The organism is Nocardia brasiliensis (assembly GCF_011801125.1).
GTDB lineage: Bacteria > Actinomycetota > Actinomycetes > Mycobacteriales > Mycobacteriaceae > Nocardia > Nocardia brasiliensis_C.
On record NZ_CP046171.1, the window covers coordinates 2,966,580 to 2,980,627 of the forward strand.

Annotated in this window: 16 protein-coding genes; 7 read left to right on the forward strand and 9 right to left on the reverse strand. The window is 69.5% G+C overall.

All coding sequences use genetic code 11. From position 1 onward, the window contains the following. Positions 1-18: 18 nt before the first annotated feature. Positions 19-1,203 carry an ROK family transcriptional regulator gene (locus F5X71_RS13540; protein ID WP_238815875.1) on the reverse strand — a complete coding sequence of 395 codons (1,185 nt, stop codon included), beginning with the start codon at positions 1,201-1,203 and terminating at the stop codon, positions 19-21. 290 nt (positions 1,204-1,493) lie between these two features. On the opposite strand from F5X71_RS13540, the gene F5X71_RS13545 reads away from it, so the two are divergent. Continuing rightward, positions 1,494-2,573 (forward strand): ADP-ribosylglycohydrolase family protein, encoded by a 1,080-nt coding sequence (locus tag F5X71_RS13545; RefSeq protein ID WP_167462258.1) that lies wholly within the window; start codon positions 1,494-1,496, stop codon positions 2,571-2,573. 101 nt (positions 2,574-2,674) lie between these two features. Here F5X71_RS13545 and katG read toward each other — a convergent pair whose 3' ends face one another. Then, positions 2,675-4,903: a catalase/peroxidase HPI gene (gene katG / locus F5X71_RS13550; protein ID WP_167462259.1), complete on the reverse strand. Its 2,229-nt coding sequence runs from the start codon at positions 4,901-4,903 to the stop codon at positions 2,675-2,677. A gap of 264 nt (positions 4,904-5,167) precedes the next feature. Here katG and msrB point away from each other — a divergent pair, with 264 nt between their 5' ends. Continuing rightward, a complete protein-coding gene (gene msrB, locus F5X71_RS13555; RefSeq protein ID WP_167462260.1) occupies positions 5,168-5,623 on the forward strand; it encodes a peptide-methionine (R)-S-oxide reductase MsrB in 456 nt (151 codons plus the stop codon). A gap of 44 nt (positions 5,624-5,667) precedes the next feature. Then, a complete protein-coding gene (msrA, locus tag F5X71_RS13560) occupies positions 5,668-6,135 on the forward strand; it encodes a peptide-methionine (S)-S-oxide reductase MsrA (RefSeq protein WP_428981491.1) in 468 nt (155 codons plus the stop codon). Between the two features lie 69 nt (positions 6,136-6,204). Here the strand turns inward: msrA and F5X71_RS13565 are convergent, their stop codons facing one another. From F5X71_RS13565 to F5X71_RS36460, 3 genes are all read right to left on the reverse strand, one after another. Continuing rightward, on the reverse strand, positions 6,205-7,209 hold the full coding sequence (locus F5X71_RS13565) for an LLM class flavin-dependent oxidoreductase (protein WP_167462262.1): 1,005 nt from the start codon (positions 7,207-7,209) through the stop codon (positions 6,205-6,207). A 19-nt stretch (positions 7,210-7,228) separates the two neighbouring features. Next, the gene (locus F5X71_RS13570) at positions 7,229-7,522 is read right to left on the reverse strand and encodes an ArsR/SmtB family transcription factor (RefSeq protein ID WP_238815876.1); all 294 of its coding nucleotides are present in this window, start codon (positions 7,520-7,522) and stop codon (positions 7,229-7,231) included. A 147-nt stretch (positions 7,523-7,669) separates the two neighbouring features. Further along, positions 7,670-7,942: a hypothetical protein gene (locus tag F5X71_RS36460; RefSeq protein ID WP_174817061.1), complete on the reverse strand. Its 273-nt coding sequence runs from the start codon at positions 7,940-7,942 to the stop codon at positions 7,670-7,672. A 124-nt stretch (positions 7,943-8,066) separates the two neighbouring features. Here F5X71_RS36460 and F5X71_RS13580 point away from each other — a divergent pair, with 124 nt between their 5' ends. The 3 genes from F5X71_RS13580 (at position 8,067) to F5X71_RS13590 (ending at position 10,452) form a co-directional block, all read left to right on the forward strand. Then, positions 8,067-8,939 carry an NAD(P)-dependent oxidoreductase gene (locus F5X71_RS13580; RefSeq protein WP_167462264.1) on the forward strand — a complete coding sequence of 291 codons (873 nt, stop codon included), beginning with the start codon at positions 8,067-8,069 and terminating at the stop codon, positions 8,937-8,939. 58 nt (positions 8,940-8,997) lie between these two features. After that, entirely contained in the window at positions 8,998-9,144 is a 147-nt protein-coding gene (locus tag F5X71_RS13585; protein ID WP_014983729.1) for a hypothetical protein, read from the forward strand. A 375-nt stretch (positions 9,145-9,519) separates the two neighbouring features. Beyond that, entirely contained in the window at positions 9,520-10,452 is a 933-nt protein-coding gene (locus tag F5X71_RS13590; protein ID WP_238815877.1) for a hypothetical protein, read from the forward strand. A gap of 43 nt (positions 10,453-10,495) precedes the next feature. On the opposite strand, the gene F5X71_RS13595 is transcribed toward F5X71_RS13590, so the two are convergent. Then, complete coding sequence (locus tag F5X71_RS13595) at positions 10,496-11,482, reverse strand: EamA family transporter (protein WP_167462265.1); 987 nt, start codon at positions 11,480-11,482, stop codon at positions 10,496-10,498. Between the two features lie 38 nt (positions 11,483-11,520). Between F5X71_RS13595 and F5X71_RS13600 the strand changes: the two genes are divergently transcribed. Next, positions 11,521-12,051 carry a CGNR zinc finger domain-containing protein gene (locus F5X71_RS13600; RefSeq protein ID WP_167462266.1) on the forward strand — a complete coding sequence of 177 codons (531 nt, stop codon included), beginning with the start codon at positions 11,521-11,523 and terminating at the stop codon, positions 12,049-12,051. Positions 12,052-12,257: 206 nt separating this feature from the next. Here the strand turns inward: F5X71_RS13600 and F5X71_RS13605 are convergent, their stop codons facing one another. The 3 genes from F5X71_RS13605 to F5X71_RS13615 form a co-directional block, all read right to left on the reverse strand. Continuing rightward, complete coding sequence (locus F5X71_RS13605) at positions 12,258-12,800, reverse strand: YaeQ family protein (protein WP_167462267.1); 543 nt, start codon at positions 12,798-12,800, stop codon at positions 12,258-12,260. Positions 12,801-12,812: 12 nt separating this feature from the next. Continuing rightward, positions 12,813-13,388 carry a hypothetical protein gene (locus F5X71_RS13610; protein ID WP_167462268.1) on the reverse strand — a complete coding sequence of 192 codons (576 nt, stop codon included), beginning with the start codon at positions 13,386-13,388 and terminating at the stop codon, positions 12,813-12,815. A 233-nt stretch (positions 13,389-13,621) separates the two neighbouring features. Beyond that, a complete protein-coding gene (locus F5X71_RS13615; protein ID WP_167462269.1) occupies positions 13,622-14,044 on the reverse strand; it encodes a hypothetical protein in 423 nt (140 codons plus the stop codon). Positions 14,045-14,048: the final 4 nt, after the last annotated feature.

Genomic DNA, 14,048 nt, shown 5'->3' on the forward strand with positions numbered 1-14,048 from the left:
CGGTACTCCTGGCGTCGATCAATGAGTGGAGAAGACGGCGTCTCTCGTTGTAGCCAAGGCGCGTTGGAGCGCTCCCTGCAGCACCGGCGAGCCGGGCACGGTGCTGGCGCGCACCTCGGTGCGCGCCATGGTGAGTTCGTCGAGCGCGTCCTGAACCAGCGCGCGCAGGCGCTCGCCGCCCGCGCGCGGCATCGCGCCCGCGAGGATCAGCACCTCGGGGTCCATGACCGACACGATGCTGGCGAGGCCGAGCGCGAGCCGGTCGGCGAGCTCGGTGAGGAAGGCGGTGCCCGCGTCCGGTGTCTCCAACGCCTCGGCGACGACGAGCGCGGCGGTCGGCGCGGTGAGTCCGTGCCCGCGGGCGAGCGCCAGCACTCCGGGCGCCCCGGCCAGCTTCTGCAACCCGCCCGAGTTCTTCCGGCGCACATCGTGCACCACCGGCGCGCCCGGCAGCGGCATGTAGCCGACTTCGCCCGCGCCACCGTGAAATCCGCGATGCAGCCGGCCCGCGATCACGATCGCCGCGCCGACGCCCTCGCCGGTCCACAGCAGTGCGAAATCCTCGCAACCACGGGCCGCGCCGTGCGCCTGTTCGGCGATGGCCGCCAGGTTGACGTCGTTCTCGATCGAAACCGTCGCGCCGATCGCGGCTTCCAGCTCGGGAATCAGCCTGGGGGAGTGCCAGCCCGGCAGGTGGGTGGCGTAACGCAGCTTGCCGGTGGCGGGATCGAGCGCGCCGCCGATGCCGATCACCACCTCGCGCACCGCGCCGTCGCCGAGACCGGCCAGCCCGATGGTCTCCGCGACGGCCTCGGCCACCTTGGACAGGGTCTTCGCGGCCTGCCAGCCCTTGGTGCTGACCTCGTGCTCGGCCAGCGTGGCACCGGTGATGTCGGCGACCGCGATGCGGACCGCGGTGTTGGTGACGTCCACTCCGGCGACCTGGCCTGCGGCCGGATTCACCTGGTAGAGCTGGGCATTCGGGCCCGGACCGCCCGCCGCGGTGCCCACCGGCACGACCAGTCCCGCGGCCTCCAGGCGGCCGAGCAGCTGGGACGCGGTCGGCTTGGACAGCCCGGTGAGCGTGCCGATCTGGGTGCGCGAGAGCGGGCCGTTGTCGAGCAGCAACTCCAATGCGGCGCGGTCGTTGATCGCGCGCAGCAGGCTGGGGGTTCCCGCGAGTGGGTGTCGTGGATAGGTCACGCGATACACCCCATTCCGGGTCCGGCGGCGAACGCCTGGATGAACTGTTAGGAAAGTTTCCAATCGATGTGAGCTAGGACACTAAACCAGCCTCGGTCGCGTGTCAATCGGTGTGCGTCGAATGGCCAAGTAGCAGAGGCGGACTCGCCGACCGTGCGGTCGGGGCCGTGCTTTCCGGGTTGGGTCCGCGTGGACGGCGGGTTCTACGGACCGGCCCGTATGGTGAAACACCACTGGGTATGATCCTTCGAGCAGCAGTGGTGGGCATGTCGGCTGGACCGGGAGGGACTGTGGGGGATTACGCGACGATCTTCGATCGGGTGCGCGGCTCGCTGCTCGGCGGTGCCGTCGGTGACGCGCTCGGCTGGCCCATCGAATTCCTACGGCTCGAACAGATTCGGGCGCAGCACGGTCCCGCCGGGGTGGTCGGCTTCCTGCCCGGGTACCTGAGCGGGCAAGCCCAGCAGATCACCGACGACACGCAGATGACCTTGTTCACCGCGGAAGGTCTGTTGCGCGCGGCACCCGGCGCGGACGCGGTGCCCGCGCTGCGCCGGGCGTACCTGCGCTGGCTGCATACCCAGCGGCAGGAGGAGCCGACGGCCGAGACCGACGGCTGGCTGGCGAGCCTGCCGTTCCTGTACGCGGTGCGCGCCCCGGGCAACGCCTGCATGTCCGGGCTGAGCAAACAGGCGCGCGGCTACGTCGAGCCGGTCGCGCTGGGCGCGCCGGGCCCGGTGAATCCCGAGTCGAAGGGATGCGGGACGGTGATGCGATCCGCGCCGTTCGGCCTGGCCGGCATGGGTTCGGAGCGCGCGTTCGTGCTCGCCGCGCGTGCCGCGCAGCTGACCCACGGCCATCCCACCGGGTACTTCGCCGCGGGCGCGTTCGCGGCGCTGCTCGATCGGGTGGTCAGTGGCATCGAATTGCCGATCGCGCTGCAGCAGACCCTCGCGCAGCTGGCGGAGTTCCCGGCGGCCGCCGAAACCGTCGCCGCGCTGGAGCGGGCGATCGAGTCGGCCGAGACCCCGGCCACCCCCGAACAACTCGAAGCGGTGGGTGCGGGTTGGATCGCCGAGGAATGTCTGGCCATCGCGGTCTATTGCGCGCTGCATGCGGCAAAGACCGGCGACCCGCGCGCGGCATTGTTGTTGTCGGTCAACCATTCCGGTGACTCCGACTCGACCGGCGCGGTCGCGGGCAACCTGATCGGCGCGGTGCATGGGCTCTCGCGGCTGCCGATGGATCTGGTCGCCGCGGTCGAAGGGCGCGACGTGCTGATCCAGGTCGCCGACGATCTGGTGATGTTATACGGTCTCGGCAATCGCGCCGCCGTCTATATCCGGTACCCGATCGACGAAGGGCTTTGAATCTCGTTCGCCCGCAACGGCACCCGGCCCCGCACGCCGGGTCGGCGCGCGGGGCCGGGTGCAGCGGTCACCGACCGGGGTTGCCGGTCGGCACGCCGTGATCAGGCCAGATCGAAGCGATCCAGGTTCATCACCTTCACCCAGGCGGCGATGAAGTCCCGCGCGAACTTCTCCTTCGCGTCATCGGTCGCATAGACCTCGGCGAGCGCCCGCAGCTGCGAGTTCGAGCCGAAGACCAGGTCGACGCGGCTGCCGGTCCAGCGCACCGCACCGGTCTCGCGATCGGTGCCCACGTAGCTGCCCTCGTCGTCGGCGGGGGCCCACGCGGTGCCCATGTCGAGCAAGTTCACGAAGAAGTCGTTGCTCAGCACACCCGGGTTCGTGGTGAACACGCCCTCGGAGCGCTGCCCGTGGTTGGTGCCGAGCACGCGCAGACCGCCGACCAGGACCGTCATCTCGGGCGCGCTGAGGGTCAGCAGGTTCGCCCGGTCGATGAGCAGGTATTCGGCGGGCAGGCGGTTACCCTTGCCCAGGTAGTTGCGGAACCCGTCGGCGGTGGGCTCCATCGCGGCGAAGGACTCCACATCGGTCTGCTCCTGCGTCGCGTCGGTGCGTCCCGGCGTGAACGGCACCTCGAGGTCGAAGCCCGCGTCCTTGGCCGCCCGCTCGATCGCCGCCGAACCGGCCAACACCACCAGGTCGGCGAACGAGACCCGGGTGTTGCCGGTCTGGGCCGCGTTGAACGAGTCCATGATGCCCTCGAGCACCGGCAGCACCAGCGTGAGCTGATCGGGCTCGTTGACCTCCCAGCCGCGCTGCGGCTGCAGCCGGATGCGCCCGCCGTTGGCGCCGCCGCGCTTGTCGCTGCCGCGGAACGAGGCCGCGGCCGACCATGCCGTCGAAACGAGTTGCGCGACAGTGAGACCCGAGGCGAGGATCTGGCTCTTCAGCGCGGCGATGTCGGCGGCGCCGATCAACTCGTGGGTGCGGGCCGGAATCGGGTCCTGCCACAGCAGCGTCTCCTGCGGCACCAGGGGGCCGAGGTAGCGCACGACCGGGCCCATGTCGCGGTGGGTGAGCTTGAACCAGGCCTTGGCGAACTCGTGCGCCAACTCCTCCGGGTGATCCAGCCAGCGCCGGGTGATCTCGCCGTAGACCGGATCGAGGCGCATGGACAGGTCGGTCGTCAGCATTCCCGGTCGCTGTGTCTTGGCCGGATCGTGCGCGTCGGGCACCAGGCCGGCGCCGCCGCCGTCCTTGGGGGTCCACTGATGCGCGCCCGCGGGGCTCTTGGTCAGCTCCCACTCGTAGCCGTAGAGCGTCTCCAGGAAGCTGTTGTCCCACGCGGTCGGGGTGGGCGTCCAGGTGACCTCGAGGCCGCTGGTGATCGCGTCCTTGCCGACGCCGGTGCCGAACGAGCTCTTCCAGCCGAGACCCTGCTCCTCGAGCGGCGCGGCCTCGGGCTCGGGACCGACGTGATCGGCCGGGCCCGCGCCGTGCGTCTTGCCGAAGGTGTGCCCGCCGACGATCAGCGCCGCGGTCTCGATGTCGTTCATCGCCATCCGGGCGAAGGTCTCGCGGATGTCGACGGCGGCCGCGAGCGGATCCGGATTACCGTTGGGGCCTTCCGGATTCACGTAGATGAGGCCCATTTGCACTGCGGCCAGCGGGGTTTCGAGATCGCGGTTGCCGCTGTAGCGGCCGTCGCCGCCGAGCCAGGTCTGCTCCGGGCCCCAGTACACGTCCTCCTCGGGCTCCCACTGATCGACCCGGCCACCGCCGAAGCCGAAGGTCTCGAAGCCCATCGACTCCAGCGCGACATTGCCCGCGTAGACGATCAGGTCGGCCCACGAGAGCTTCTTGCCGTACTTCTTCTTCACCGGCCACAGCAGGCGGCGCGCCTTGTCCAGGCTCGCGTTGTCGGGCCAGCTGTTCAGCGGGGCGAAGCGCTGCATGCCTGCGCCCGCGCCGCCGCGTCCGTCGCTGACCCGGTAGGTGCCCGCCGAGTGCCAGGCCATCCGGATGAAGAACGGGCCGTAGTGCCCGAAGTCGGCAGGCCACCAATCCTGCGAAGTGGTCATCACCGCTTCGATATCGCGCTTGACCTCGGCCAGGTCGAGGGTCGCGAACTCCGCCGCGTAGTCGAAGTCCGGGTCCATCGGGTTCGCGACGGCGGGGTTCTTCTGCAGGATCTTCAGGTTGAGTTGGTTCGGCCACCAGTCACGGTTGCCACCGCCCTCGGTCGGGTACTTGAGTCGACCGGCCACCGGGCAGCCGCCGACGGCGGGTGCGGTGTTCGCCTCGGCGATGGGCGGGTGTTCTTCGGGCACGGATGTTCCTTTCGCGACGAATCGGGCTGCCGGTCTCGCGCACGAGACACCCCGAAGTTGTGGATACGTTCATAAGTATGAATCATTCCAGTCTTGGCCGCACGCTTTTCGCCGGATCGGTGCGCGCGACGCCGGCCGATCGGGCCGCGGGACTGTCCTCGCGCCGCGTTCCGGCGAATAATGACCGAAGTGTGACGCCCGGCTGAGCGGGGACTTTCCGGATCGGACCGTTCGTTGTACGGGGAGCCGATATGAGGAGGTCATGTGGCACAGGAATACAACCGCAACCCCGCGGCGGTCGCCGCGCTGTCGCCGGAGCAGTACCACGTCACCCAGGAGAACGGGACCGAGCGCGCGTTCACCGGCGAGTACTGGGACAACCACGAGCCGGGCATCTACGTGGACGTGGTGTCGGGCGAGCCGCTGTTCGCCTCGGTCGACAAGTTCGACAGCGGCTCCGGGTGGCCGAGTTTCACCAAGCCGATCGATGCCGCGAACGTGGTCGAGAAGCGCGACTTCAGTCATCTGATGATCCGGACCGAGGCGCGTTCGGCGCATGGGAACAGCCATCTCGGGCATGTGTTCACCGACGGCCCGCGCGCCGAGGGCGGCCTGCGGTACTGCATCAACTCCGCGGCGCTGCGGTTCATCCACCTCGACGACCTCGAGGCGCAAGGGTACGGACAGTACCGGGCACTTTTCACGAAGGAGGACGCGTGACCGAAACGCGAAGGGCGATTCTCGCCGGCGGCTGCTTCTGGGGCATGCAGGAATTGATCCGCAGGCAGCCCGGGGTGGTGTCGACGCGGGTCGGCTACACCGGCGGCAGCAACGACCATCCGACCTATCGCAATCACCCGGGTCACGCGGAGGCCGTGGAGATCGTCTACGACCCGGCGCGTACCGACTACCGGGCGTTGCTGGAGTTCCTCTTCCAGATCCACGATCCGACGACGAAGGACCGGCAGGGCAACGACATCGGGAGCAGCTACCGCTCGGCGATCTTCTATCTGGACGACGAGCAGAAGCGCGTCGCGCTGGACACCATCGCCGATGTCGACGCCTCGGGCCTGTGGCCTGGCAAGGTCGTCACCGAGGTGACCGCGGCGAGCACGTTCTGGGAGGCCGAGCCCGACCACCAGGACTACTTGCAGAAGTACCCGAACGGCTACACCTGCCACTTCCCCCGGCCGGGGTGGAAGCTGCCGAAGCGGGCGAGCGCGACCAAGTGAATCGGTAGTTCTGGCCGGTGCTCCGTCCTGGGGCACCGGCCAGAGTCGTACCGCGGTAAGGGAATCCGGTCAGCCGAGCGCGGGCTCGCCCGCCATGGCCGCCGCGGTGAGCTCGACCGAGCGCACCCGATCGGCGATACCGGTGGCGTGATGGGCGGTGATGAGTTCGTCGGCGTCGATCGCCGAGGCGAACTCGTCGAGGTAGGCCCTGACCTGCGCAGGCGTGCCGACGGCGGTGTACTTGGTCATCGCGGTGAGCTGCCCGCCGTTGGGTGAGGCGAGGAACGCGTCGATGTCGGCGTCGGAGAACTCGGCCCCCGCGGCGCCCCGCTTGATCATCATTCGGGCGCGCGCACGGTAGGCGACCGTCTTCTGCTCTGCGGCGTCGTCGGCGTCCGCGGCGGCGAACACGTTGACCCCGGCCATCACATACGGCTCGGCCAGTTGTTCCGACGGGCGGAACACGTCGCGGTAGACCGCCACCGCCTGATGCAGCGCGTCCGGCGCGAAGTGCGAGGCGAAGGCGTACGGCAGCCCGAGCTGACCGGCCAGCTGCGCGCCGAACAGCGACGAGCCGAGAATGTAGAGCGGCACGACGCCTTGCGCGCGCGGCACGGCGCGCACACCGGGCACCCGGGTGTCGCCGGTCAGATAGCCCTGCAGTTCCAGCACGTCCTGCGGGAAGGAATCCGCCGAGGACGCGGTGCGGCGCAGTGCGTACATCGTCTTCTGGTCGCTGCCGGGCGCACGGCCGAGCCCGAGATCGATCCGGCCGGGGAACAGCGTCTCCAAGGTGCCGAACTGTTCGGCGATCACCAGCGGCGAATGGTTCGGCAGCATGATGCCGCCCGCGCCGAGGCGGATGGTGGCGGTGTGCTCGGCGACATGACCGATGAGCACGCTCGTCGCGCTCGACGCGATGGACCCCATGTTGTGGTGTTCGGCGTACCAGACGCGGCGGTAGCCGCTGCGTTCGGCGGCCTGTGCCAGCGCGACGCTGTTGGCGAAGCTGTCGCGCGCGGTCTGGCCCGGCGCGATCGTTGCCAGGTCGAGAATGGACAGGGCGATGGGCATGGGACGCCGCCTTTCGAGATCAGAGAGCGCGTTGAAGTTGTTCGGTGAAGGCCCGGATGCGGGCGTCGTCGCGGCGGTAGTAGATCCACTGCCCGCGCCGGGTGCCGGTGACGAAGCCCGCGCGCTGCAAGATCGCCAGATGGGTGGACATGGTCGAGGCCGAGGTGCCTGCCTTCTGCTGGATCAGTCCCGCGCAAACGCCCAGCTCGGCGGTGTCGCAGGCCCGCCCGGGGAAGTGCACGTCCGGCTCTTTGAGCCATTCGAGCACCCGTAGGCGGGTCTCGTTCGCCAGCGCTTTGCATTCGTCGAGCACGCGCACCGTCCTTCGTTATTTCGCTAATTAACGAAACTACGCCGCCGTCGAGCGCCCGGCACCATGACGCGGGTCACGCCGAGTAGTGTTCCCGCCTCGGATGCAACGCGGCCGCACCCGATTCCATGCCCGCGACTGGACTCGGGGTCAGCCGCCAGCTCGAGCGCCGACCGGCCGCACCGGTGCCGGTGCCGAAACCGCGGACGGGACAATCGTTTCGAACAGCCGCAGCACGTCCCGGACGAACGCGCGACGGCCGACGCCGAGCTCGGTCAGGGCGCGGCCGTGATCGACGGCGACTGCGGGCGAGCGCGGGGTGCAGCCGGGCGCCGCCGCCCAGTCCGGATCGCCGAGCGTGCGCCGCGCCGCCGCCTTCGACTCGAATTCACTGGTCCATCGCGAGAATTCGTTCACATCCATCCGCTCGACCTCCGTGCGGTGTGGCCCGCCGCGGCGGCGAGCCCGTCGTTGCGGCAAACCTGGACAGCCGGTGTGGAGTTCGATGGCCCATCGCGTGGAGATCCTGTGCGGGTAGGGTCCGGCAATGGCGAAAATCGGGTTTCTGGGTACGGGCCGGATGGGCGTGGGGATGGCGGCACGGTTGATCGCGGCCGGACATGATGTCGCGGTGTACAACCGCTCGCCGGAGAAGTCGGCGAGCCTGGTGGCGGCCGGCGCGGTCGCCGCACCCACGCCGCGCGCGGCGGCCGAACAGGCGGACGCGGTCATCGCGATGGTGGCCGATGACGCCGCCTCGCGCGCGGTGTGGCTCGGCGCCGACGGTGCCATGGCGGCGGCGGGCGCGCCGGACCGGTTCGCGATCGAGTGCTCGACGCTGTCGCGGCCCTGGGTGCTCGAGCTCGCCGGGCAGGCGACGGCACGGGGATTCCGCTACATCGACGCGCCGGTCACCGGGTTGCCCGCCGCCGCGGCCGCCGGTGCGCTGCGCCTGCTGGTCGGGGCAGAGCAGGCTGACCTGGCCGCGGCGCGCCCGCTGCTGGAACCGTTGTGCGACAGCATTGTTCACTTCGGCGGCGTCGGTGCGGGCACCGCGTACAAACTGGTGCAGAACCTGCTCGGCTCGGTGCAGATCGCCGCGACCGCGGAGGCGCTGCGCATCGCCGAACTCAGTGGACTCGACCTGGCCACGGTGGTCGACACGCTGGCGCTGAGCGTTGCCGCAAGTCCCACCGTGACGCGGGTGAGCAGGCTGATGCTCGACGGCGTGCACGACCGCGATATCGCGTTCACCGCCGCGTTGCGCCTGAAAGACACCAGGATCGGCGTGGAACTGGCCGATGCCGTGCACGCGCCTGCCGCGCTCGGGCACGCCGCCTACGACATCTTCGGCAGGCTCGTCGAGGCGGGGCACGGCGAGCTCAACGAAACCAAGGTCATCGACCTGTTCCGGGAATGATCGCGCCGAGCCGCCCGGACGAGGCACTAGACTTCGTTTCGACAAGGAAGGACAGCTCATGAAGCGAAACCTGAACTGCCCGTGCGGCGAGGCGATCGTCGGCGTCGACGAGGACGATCTCGTCGAGAAGACACAGGCCCATCTCGCCGCGAACCATCCCGGGCACGAGTACTCGCGCGACGAGATCCTGTTCATCGCTTACTGATCGAGGCGGGCGCACCGGCCGCCCGAGCAGGTCGAGCGGAACTGGGGAGGAGTGGGGACATCGCCACTCCTCGGCCGGTTACGTCCTCAGATTCCTTGCCGCACAGGCAATTCCACAGCCCTATCCGCTGTTGGCGGGGTAGGTCCGCCGAGTCGTGCCCGGTCGCGCCGTCGACTGCTTCCTTTGCGCGACATATTGTCTCGATTACATTCGAGCTCGAGTGACCTCGCCCCAGCGTGAATCGGCTACCCACACCGTGTGATTCGGCACCTCCAATGTCGCACCGCCGTGCCGGTCGTTCGCGCTGGATCCAGCTGTTGTCGCGCCATCGCGCGACTCCTCCGAAGTGGGGTCCTTGTGAACCGCAAACTATCTGTGCCGATTGTCGCCGCCTGCCTCGTCCTCGCCCTCGGGCCCGGTTCGCTCGCGGCGGCGGCGCCGCTGTCGAGCCTGCCCGAGGCCGCCAATGCCGCACCCTTCTGTTATGACGAGCCGTCACAGCCGCAGGCCGACATCAGCGACCTGAAAGCCCGTTTCAATCGCTCGAATTGGATGCCGACGCTGCAGGGGATGTACCAGCGGCGCTGGCCGAGCGGGGAGAAGCTGGCGATCGCCCAGGCCAGGGACAAGTACTGGAACCAGTTCGTGGACACCAGCAGTTTCGAGGCGTTCGCGGAATCGATGATGGTGGCGATCCACGAGGAAACCCACATGTGGGATCTGGACGCCGCGCGCACCGAATGGGATGTGCGCACCGCGTCGTGGGTCAACGGCACCCAGCAGCTGCTGAATATCCCGCTGCACGGCGGGTTCGCGCGTAAGGAGATCCTGCCGCTGATCAAGGACAAGCTCAGCGACGACATGGACGGCATCTACCTGCGGGACCGGCAGCAGGGCGACTATCGCCTGCAGGGTGTGCTCACGGAGTTGAACGCGGGGCTGACCGGCCTGCCCGCGGTCACCGTGGTGCAGGAATACATTAAGGGGATCGGGGCGAGCAATGCTCGCGACATCGCCGCGACCAATCTGCGGTACCTGCTGCTGTACCTGCGTGTCGCCAAGGACAAGCACCCGGACTACTGGGCGCAGATCAAGAACGAGCCCAAGGTGCGTGAGCTGGTATTGATCCAATTCCTGCGCACCGCTTACTGGTTGGAGAAGTCGGCACCGTATACCGGCAAGCTCGGCAGCCCGGATGCCGACAAGATCACCGCGAAGAACTACGCCCCCGAGAACATCGCGATTCTGGAGGAGTTCACCGGTCGCAAGGTGCGCACCGACGCCCAGAAGAACTGCACGGTTTCGTGACCGGGCGCGGCTGGGATCACCCAGGGTGATCCCAGCCGATGGGTCAGCGGGGTTCCATCGTGACCTCGGCAGGGGCGGGGACCGGGGGCGCCGCCGCATCGGTCAGCTCGCCCCGGCGCACGACCACCACGCCGGTGAGAATCAGTACGCCGCCGAGCAATTGGATCGCCCGCGGCGCCTCGCCGAGCAGTACCCAGGCGAAGGCGAGCGCGGCGAGCACCTCGAAGAGCGCGACGAACGAGGCGAGCCGGGAGCCGAGCAGGCGGGTGGCGACGATGCCGGAGACGTAGGCCAGGGCCGCGGTCACCGTGCCGAGGATCAGCAGCACCGGCCACAGTGCGACGGTGAAGTCTTGGAAGACAACGGGATTCGTGGTGGCATGCAGGGGAACGATGCCGATCGCGCCCGCGGCGAGCAGTGTGAGCCCGCCGATGAGCAGCGCACCCGCCGCGAGGACCGTGCCGGGCAGTGTGCCATCGCCCTGTGCGGAGAGCACGAAGTAGGCGGCGGCCCCGATCATGGCGGCCAGCGCCCACGCGATGCCGACCCAGCTGGTGGACAGGCCCGACCGCAGATCGATCACGAGGCCGAGCCCGACGAGGCCGAGCAGGCCGCCCGCGACCGTGGCACCGCCGGGCCGCTGCCGGTGGCGCAGCCAGAGCCAGCCGACCACCGCGATCGGGGCGGTGTACTCGATGAGCAGCGCCACCCCGACCTCCATTTCGGCGACGGCGTTGAAGTAGGCCAGCTGTGTGCCCGCGACCGCGAGCAGGCCGTAGGCGATGATCAGGGATGCGTTGCGGCGCAACAACTGCCAGTCGCCGCGCAGCTGGGTGTAGGCGATGGGCAGCAGTACGGCGGCCGCGATCAGTACCCGGACCGCCACCACCGAGGCGGCGCTCCACCCGGCGTTCATCAAGCCGCGGGCCAGGGAGCCGGAGAGTCCGAACGACGACGCCGACAGCAGCGCGAAGAGGAGTCCGGAACGCAAACGCCGCCGCACGGCGCTGTCATGAGCGATTGTCGTCATGGCTAATGACGCTAAGACGGTGTGTGTAAGATGTCAACATGACTTTTGCTCATGACACCGAGGCTGCCATGGTCGCCGCGGTCGAGCTGGTCAATTCGGCCGAGGCACCCGACACGATGACCGAAATCGCCCAGCTGGACGAGTTTTTCGTCAGACACGCCTATACCGGCGTGCGGACCGGCGACGCGGCCGAGCTCGCCGCGGTGCGCGCGCAGCGTGCCCCGCTGCGCGCGCTGCTCACCAGCGATCGCGACACCGCGGTGCGGTTGGTGAACGAGACACTCGCCGCACATCGGGCGACCCCGCAGCTGGTCCGCCACGACGGGTTCGACTACCACATCCACGCCGTCTCGCCCGACGCGCCGCTGCACGTGCGCATCGCCGTCGAAACCGCGATGGCGATGGTCGACCTGATTCGCTCGGACGAGCTGAGCAGGCTCTCGCTCTGCGCCGACAGCGCGTGCGCCGGCATCGTGCTCGACCTGTCCCGCAACCGATCCCGGCGCTATTGCAGCACCGCGTGCGGCAATCGCAACGCCGTCGCCGCCTACCGAGCTCGGCGGCGCTGAGCTCGATCGGCGCGGGCGCTGAGGTCGATCGCCGCCGCGGCTTACGGGCGTGGTGGGGCTGAGGTTGATCGGCGCGGGCGCTGAGTCGATCGGTGCTGCGGCATACGGGCGTGGTGACGTTGGGCCTACCGCCGCGGCGCGGACCTTTCGTGGCGGGCGCCGAGGTCTATGGGCGTGACGCGCTGGGGTGGGGCGTGGTGGCGGGCCTACCCGATGCGGTGCTCGGCGACCGAGGTGCTGTGGCCGGTGCCGTTGAGATCCAGATAGAGCAGGCGCTCGGTGATGGACAGGGTGGCCGTGTTGCGCCGCTCGACGGCGGCGACGGCCGCGTCGATGAACGCGCGGTCGAAGCTGTAGATCGGGATGTCGGCGGCGCGGTGGATACGCTTTCCGGCGAGCTGGGCGAGCACCTTCGCCGGATCGCGGTGGGTGTAGACGGCGGCGCGTTCGGCGGCCTTGCTGCCGCGGTGCAGCCGTTCGGCGTCGGGGGCGCCGACCTCGATCCAGGCGACGAGGCGCCCGGTGAGGTCGCGCACCAGCACCGCGGGCTCGTCGGTGGCGGACACGCCGCCGTCGCTGAACGCGATGCCCTCCTCGTACTCCAGGCAGTAGGCCAGCAGCCGGGTCAGCATGAACTCCGCGGTTTCGGACGGATGGCGCGCCACCCGCAGGTCCAGCTCCTGGTAGACGCCGCGATCGACGTCGGCCAGCTGGACGGTGAAGTTGTGCAGTGTTGCGCTGAGGGCCATAGGAGCAGCAGCTTAGTTCGCGGGCCAGAGCACCGGCTCGGCCGGGCACAGGGCGGCCGAGCGTGTGGTCGGCACCGGGCCCGTTCCCGGGGCGAAGACCCACTGGGCGATCGGGCCTGCCGCTTGCCAGCGCAGCGCGCCCGCGGCGTCGGCGACCACCTGGTACACGGCCTCGCTGCCGCCGACGAGCTGGCTGCCCACGCAGTAGTCGTTGTATTCGGTACCGGGCTGTTGCGCGCCGACACTGAACGTGCCGGTGGGCCGGGTGCGTGCACCGGGGTTCGCGACCGTGCTCGGCGCGCCTGTCGCGATGCCGCGCACCCAGATTGGCGTCCCGCGCTCGGCCGCGCAGGTGAAGATCCGGCCACCGGCGGCCACGTCCGCACCCTGCGCGTATCCCGTACCGGCCCACAGACAGTCGGTCGCGGGCGCCGCCGCGGCGCTGCCCGTCGCGGCGCCGATCAACCCGAGTGCGGCGACCGCGGCGACGGACGCGGCAATGCCGCGCCGCCACCGCGGCGACCCGGCGGACTCGGCGTGCCTATCCGCGACCGCACCGGCGAGAGAATCGTTTTCGAGGTTGCCCATGCCTCGAAGGTAGGAATCGGGCGGCCATGCTCGAATCCCTCCGCAGCGCCATTCTCGGCTGATACCGCGGTGGTAGGGGTGTGACCCGGATGCTGCCCCTGACCGAAACCCGGAGTCGCGCGGCCGTTCTCGCCTGCTCGACGGAGGGAACCCCAGTTCGCGCGCGTCGCCGACCCTGATCGTGGCTCGCGGACCGAACGCCGAACCCGAGACCGCTCCGGAAAATTCCGGGCCTATGCCAGCGCCTGGAAGACGCCGTCGGCGACGGCATAGGCGCCGACGAGCAGCTTCAGCGTCCACTGCGTCCCGTGGAGCGCGGCCACCGGCCACGGGACGCGTGCCTCGACACCGAGGAAGACGGCGATCGGCACGCCCGCGACGAGACCGACCACCGCGCCGAGCGTCGCGGCGCCGGGCAGGTCGCCGACACCGCTGATCGCGACGATCCCCGCCAGCAGTACGACCAGCACACCGTGTCCCGCGAGGCCGAGCACCAGGGTTCGGCCGGACCACGACACCGCCGCGTGCCGCCCGAACAATGGCGCCACCTCCGCCAGCAACGCCCGAAACATCGCGTCCAGCAGCACCATCAGCGCCACGGCGACGGGGAACGTCCAGCGCGGGTCGGCGACGGCCGGGCCTGCGATGGCGAGCACGCGA

What these genes read in the sequence shown, in the direction of transcription:
- F5X71_RS13600 (WP_167462266.1), top strand. Translation starts at nt 11,521, where the DNA reads ATGACTTTTGCTCATGACACCGAGGCTGCCATGGTCGCCGCGGTCGAG.
- F5X71_RS13610 (WP_167462268.1), bottom strand. Translation starts at nt 13,388, where the DNA reads ATGGGCAACCTCGAAAACGATTCTCTCGCCGGTGCGGTCGCGGATAGG.
- F5X71_RS36460 (WP_174817061.1), bottom strand. Translation starts at nt 7,942, where the DNA reads ATGGATGTGAACGAATTCTCGCGATGGACCAGTGAATTCGAGTCGAAG.
- F5X71_RS13565 (WP_167462262.1), bottom strand. Translation starts at nt 7,209, where the DNA reads ATGCCCATCGCCCTGTCCATTCTCGACCTGGCAACGATCGCGCCGGGC.
- msrA (WP_428981491.1), top strand. Translation starts at nt 5,668, where the DNA reads ATGCAGGAATTGATCCGCAGGCAGCCCGGGGTGGTGTCGACGCGGGTC.
- F5X71_RS13580 (WP_167462264.1), top strand. Translation starts at nt 8,067, where the DNA reads ATGGCGAAAATCGGGTTTCTGGGTACGGGCCGGATGGGCGTGGGGATG.
- F5X71_RS13595 (WP_167462265.1), bottom strand. Translation starts at nt 11,482, where the DNA reads ATGACGACAATCGCTCATGACAGCGCCGTGCGGCGGCGTTTGCGTTCC.
- F5X71_RS13585 (WP_014983729.1), top strand. Translation starts at nt 8,998, where the DNA reads ATGAAGCGAAACCTGAACTGCCCGTGCGGCGAGGCGATCGTCGGCGTC.
- F5X71_RS13605 (WP_167462267.1), bottom strand. Translation starts at nt 12,800, where the DNA reads ATGGCCCTCAGCGCAACACTGCACAACTTCACCGTCCAGCTGGCCGAC.